The organism is Jiangella rhizosphaerae, assembly GCF_003579925.1.
GTDB classification, from domain to species: Bacteria; Actinomycetota; Actinomycetes; order Jiangellales; family Jiangellaceae; genus Jiangella; species Jiangella rhizosphaerae.
The window spans coordinates 1-4,475 of the sequence record NZ_QUAL01000315.1; the positions used below are offsets into that span (position 1 = coordinate 1).

At 71.7% G+C, this 4,475-nt stretch carries 4 protein-coding genes; all 4 read right to left on the reverse strand.

Features of this window, described 5'->3' with window-relative positions; translation table 11 throughout:
• On the reverse strand, positions 1-1,210 hold a 1,210-nt coding region (locus DY240_RS23865; protein ID WP_119662228.1), incomplete at its 3' end, for a glycoside hydrolase family 2 protein.
• Between the two features lie 23 nt (positions 1,211-1,233).
• The gene (locus tag DY240_RS23870) at positions 1,234-2,670 is read right to left on the reverse strand and encodes a sulfatase family protein (RefSeq protein WP_119662226.1); all 1,437 of its coding nucleotides are present in this window, start codon (positions 2,668-2,670) and stop codon (positions 1,234-1,236) included.
• Positions 2,667-3,542 carry a carbohydrate ABC transporter permease gene (locus DY240_RS23875; protein ID WP_119662227.1) on the reverse strand — a complete coding sequence of 292 codons (876 nt, stop codon included), beginning with the start codon at positions 3,540-3,542 and terminating at the stop codon, positions 2,667-2,669. The genes DY240_RS23870 and DY240_RS23875 overlap by 4 nt, the downstream gene beginning before the upstream one ends.
• Positions 3,539-4,475, reverse strand: a 937-nt coding sequence (locus tag DY240_RS23880) for a carbohydrate ABC transporter permease (protein WP_199702264.1), incomplete at its 5' end; no start/stop codon positions are given. The genes DY240_RS23875 and DY240_RS23880, both read right to left, overlap by 4 nt.

The window sequence follows — 4,475 nt, forward strand, 5'->3', positions numbered from 1 at the left end:
CCCACGTGACGACGCACGGGTGGCTGCGGTCGCGGCGCACGACCTCCAGCCACTCGTGGGTGAGCCGCTCGACCGCCCGCGGCGCGAACTCGAACGCGCTGGGCATCTCGTCCCACACCAGCACGCCGAGGCGGTCGCACCAGGCCAGGAAGCGCGGGTCCTCGACCTTCTGGTGCACCCGCACGCCGTTGAAGCCCAGCTCCTTGACCAGCTCGACCTCGCGGCGCAGCGCGGCGGCGTCCGGCGCGGCCAGGTGCGAGGCGGGCCAGTAGCCCTGTTCCAGGGCGAGCCGCAGGAAGTACGGCTGCCCGTTGAGCAGGAACCGGCCGTCCGCGACTCCGACGCTGCGCAGCCCGAGATAGGAGCGGACGCGGTCGACGGTGCGGCCGTCGTCGACCACCTCGAGGTCGGCGTCGATCAGCGTGGGGCTCTCCGGCGACCACAGGAGCCGGCCGAGGTGCTGGCCGTGCCGGGCGGCGGCGACGGCGACGTCCCACCGCCCGTGCGCGCGGTCCAGCCGCATCTCCTGTTCGGCGAGCACCTCCTCGCCGAGCCGCAGCCGGGCCCGGACGGTGACCGGGCGGGGCGGGTCGGCGGGCAACGCGACCTCCAGCGACACCCGCGCGCCCGCGACGTCCGGCGTCCAGTGCACCTCGGTCAGGTGCAGCCGGTGGACGACCTCGGCCCACACGGGCTGCCAGATGCCGGTGGTGCGGTGGTACCAGATGGCGTGCGGCTCCTCGAGCCAGTCCTGCTTCCCGCGCGGCTGGGTGACGTCGTCGGCGTGGTCCTCGGCCCGGACGACCACGACCTGCTCGTCGCCGGGCACCAGCAGGTCGGTGACGTCGAACGAGAACGGCGTGTGCCCGCCCTGGTGGGAGCCGGCGTGGGCGCCGTTGACCCAGACGTCCGCGGCGTAGTCGACGGCGCCGAAATGCAGCACGACCCGCTGGTCCGGGCCGGGGACGCCCAGCAGCACCGCGCGGCGGTACCAGACGACGGCGTGCGGCGCGGGATCGTGCACGCCGGAGAGCTTCGACTCCGGCGGGTAGGGCACGGTGATGGTCCGGTCGAACGGCTCGGCGGCGGTGTACCAGCGCTCGGCGCGGCCGGCGTCGGCGTCGTCGTAGGCGAACCCCCACTCGCCGCACAGGTCGACCCAGTCGTCGCGGACCAGCTGCGGACGGGGGTAGTCGATGTCGGTCGTCACGAACGTCCTCTCTGCGGATGCCGTCACCAGTGCGACAGGCGGGGGTTGCTGCGGTCCTCGACGGCGACCATGACGTCGATCAGCAGTTCCTGCAGCTGCGTGCGCACGGCGCGGTGGGTGTCGTCGTCCCAGTGGTTGGTCAGCTCCCGCGGGTCGTCGACGAGGTCGTAGAGCTCGCCGGTGCGCTCGCGGGCGGTGGCCGGCCCGCCGTGGTGGACCACGAGCTTCCAGCGGTCGTGGCGGAGCATCGTCACGTGCACGGGCGGGTCGTAGGAATGGCCGCTGTCGCGGTAGTGGCACAGCGCCCAGTCGCGCCAGCCGGTGCCGTCGCCGTCGATCAGCGGCGCCAGGCTGGCACCCTGCATGCGGGCCGGGACGTCGACACCCGCGGCCTGCAGGAACGTCGGGCCGAGGTCGATCCACTGGACCAGCTCCGTGCGCCGGGTGCCCGGCGTCGCCCGGCCCGGCCAGCGCACGATCAGCGGCACCCGGACGGCGCACTCGTACATGAACGGGCCCTTGAGCATCAGCTGGTGGTCGCCGAGCATCTCGCCGTGGTCGCTGGTGAACACCACGATGGTGTCGTCGGCCAGGCCGGTCTCGTCGAGGGCGTCGAGGATGCGCCCGACCTCGTCGTCGACCAGCGTCACCATCGCGTAGTAGGCGGCGCGGGTCCGCATGAGCTCGTCGTCGGAGTAGTCGGCGTAGCCGCGGGCGTGCCCGGCGTAGGACTCCTTCGACGCCTCCGTGAAGATGGCCGGCTTGTCGTCCAGCTCGCCGTCGCGGGTGACCGGCCGCGGCAGCGTCGCCGGGTCGTAGCGGCGGGTGTACTCCTCCGGGGCGCCGAACCCGTGGTGCGGGTCGAAGAAGTTCGCCACGAAGAAGAACGGCTTGTCCGGCTGCCGCGAGGACCGCAGGAAGTCGATCGTCTCCTCGCCGATCCAGTGGCTGTAGTGCGCCTCGGTGGGCAGCGTGTCCCAGGTGTACTCGCCGGTGCGGTCGCGGGTGGCGGCGTACAGATCGGGGAAGCGGGCGCTCAGCCAACGGTGGTAGGCATTCTCCGACGACCCCGGGTATGGGTCGTGCGCCCACCGGAACACCCGGAACCCGTCGTCCAGCCGCGGCTCCGAGCGTCCGCCGTGGCAGGCGCCGAGGTGGAACTTGCCGACGAGTCCGCAGTCGTAACCGGCGTCGGCCAGCCGCCGGCTGAACAGCTCCTCGTGCGGGGACAGGTCGACGCCGTTGGCGTGCAGACCGTGCACGGGGACGTAGCGGCCGGTCATCAGGCTGGCCCGCGACGGACCGCACACCGGGTTCTGCACGTAGCAGTTCTCGAAGACGACGCCCTGCGCGGCCAGCCGGTCGAGGTTGGGGGTGGCGATGTGCGGGTTGCCGTAGGCGCCCACGGCGTCGAAGCGCTGCTGGTCGGTGCAGATGAGCAGGATGTTGGGCTGGGTCATGACTTGACGGCTCCCGCGATTCCCTCGAAGAAGTAGCGCTGCAGGACGAGAAAGAGCACGACGATCGGGATCAGCGACAACGTGGCCGCGGCGGCCATGCCCGGCCAGTCCACGGAGTTCTCGCCCACGAACGCCTGCATGCCGACGCTCAGCGTCCGCAGGTCCGGCCGGCTGAACGTGAAGACCAGCGGCAGGAAGAACGCGTTCCACGTGGTCAGGAACGTCAGCACCACGACGGTCGCGGTCACCGGCCCGGCCAGCGGCAGCATGACCCGGAAGAACACGGTGAGGAACCCCGCCCCGTCGATGACGGCGGCCTCCTCGATCTCCCGGGGGATGCCGCGGAAGTAGCCCAGGTACAGCAGGACCGCCGCCACGTGGCCGCCACCGGACAGCGCGATGACCATGCCGGTGAGCGAGTTCAGCAGGCCGAGCTGCTGGGTCAGCTCGACCACCGGGATGATCGTGTAGCCCGCCGGCACGAACAGCGTCGCCACCAGCACGCCCATCACGACCCTGCGGCCGAGGAACCGGTAGCGGGCCAGCACGTAGCCGGCCATCGCGCACCGGATGACCACGACCACCACGGTCGCCGCGGTCACGATCACCGTGTTGACCATGTACCGGCCGAAGTTCGCGTCGGTCCAGGCCCGGCCGTAGTTCGACCAGACGAACTCGTCGGGCAGCAGGCCGAGGCCGGAGGCGAACACCTCCAGCTGGTCCTTCACCGACGCCGACAGCACCCACACGAACGGGTACACCCAGAACGCAGCCACCACCAGCAGCACGGCGGTCAGCGCCCAGATCGGCGCCCGGCGCCGCCAGCGGCCCGGCGCGTGGCGGGCCGCCGCCGTCTCCGTCGCCGCCGTCACGACTCCGCTCCCGCCATGCGCCGGGCGGCCCGGATCCCGAGCAGCTGGCCGATGCCGACGACGAGCAGGACGACGCCCAGCACGACGGCGGCCGCGGAGGCGAAGCCCAGCTGCGGCGGCGAGGAGCCGAACGCCCAGCGGTAGATGTACAGCTCGATCACCTCGGTGGCGAAGAACGGCCCGCCGCCGGTCATCGTCATCATCAGGTCGAACACCTGCAGGTTCTGCTCGACCGTCAGCAGCGTGATGATCACCAGGAACGGCACCAGCAGCGGCAGCGTCACGTGCCGGAACGACTGCCATGACGACGCGCCGTCCACCTGGGCGGCCTCGGTCAGCTCGCGCGGCACGGTCTGCAGCGCGGCCAGCCAGTAGATCATCGTGACGCCGACCCACTTCCACGTGTGCACGGCCATGACGGTCCACAGCGCCGTGCTGGACGAGCCGAGGAAGTCGACGCCGTCCAGGCCGGCCTCCTGCAGGCCGAGGTTCACCGGGCCGCCGGCGGGGTCGAGGACGAACTGCATGACGACGCCGACGATCGCCGTCGTCGTCACCACCGGCAGGAAGAACGCGGTGCGGAACAGCCGCTGCAGGGGCAGCCGTGGATGGTTGAGCAGCAGCGCGAGCAGCAGTCCGAGCCCGACCCGCAGCGGGACGGTGACCACCATGAACAGCATGGTGATCTTGAAGGAGTTCCAGAACAGCGGGTCGGCCACGACGTCGCGGTAGTTCTGCAGGCCGACGAACGTCTTCTCCGCCGAGAACCCGGTCCAGGACAGCAGCGAGTACCACCAGCTGGCCAGCACCGGCCAGACCGTGTAGGCGCCGAACAGCACCACCGTCGGCAGCAGGAACAGGTACGGCCAGCGCGCGCCGGCCAGGCCCTGGCGGCGCCGGCGCGGCGGGTCGGTCCGGGCCGGGCCCGCCGCC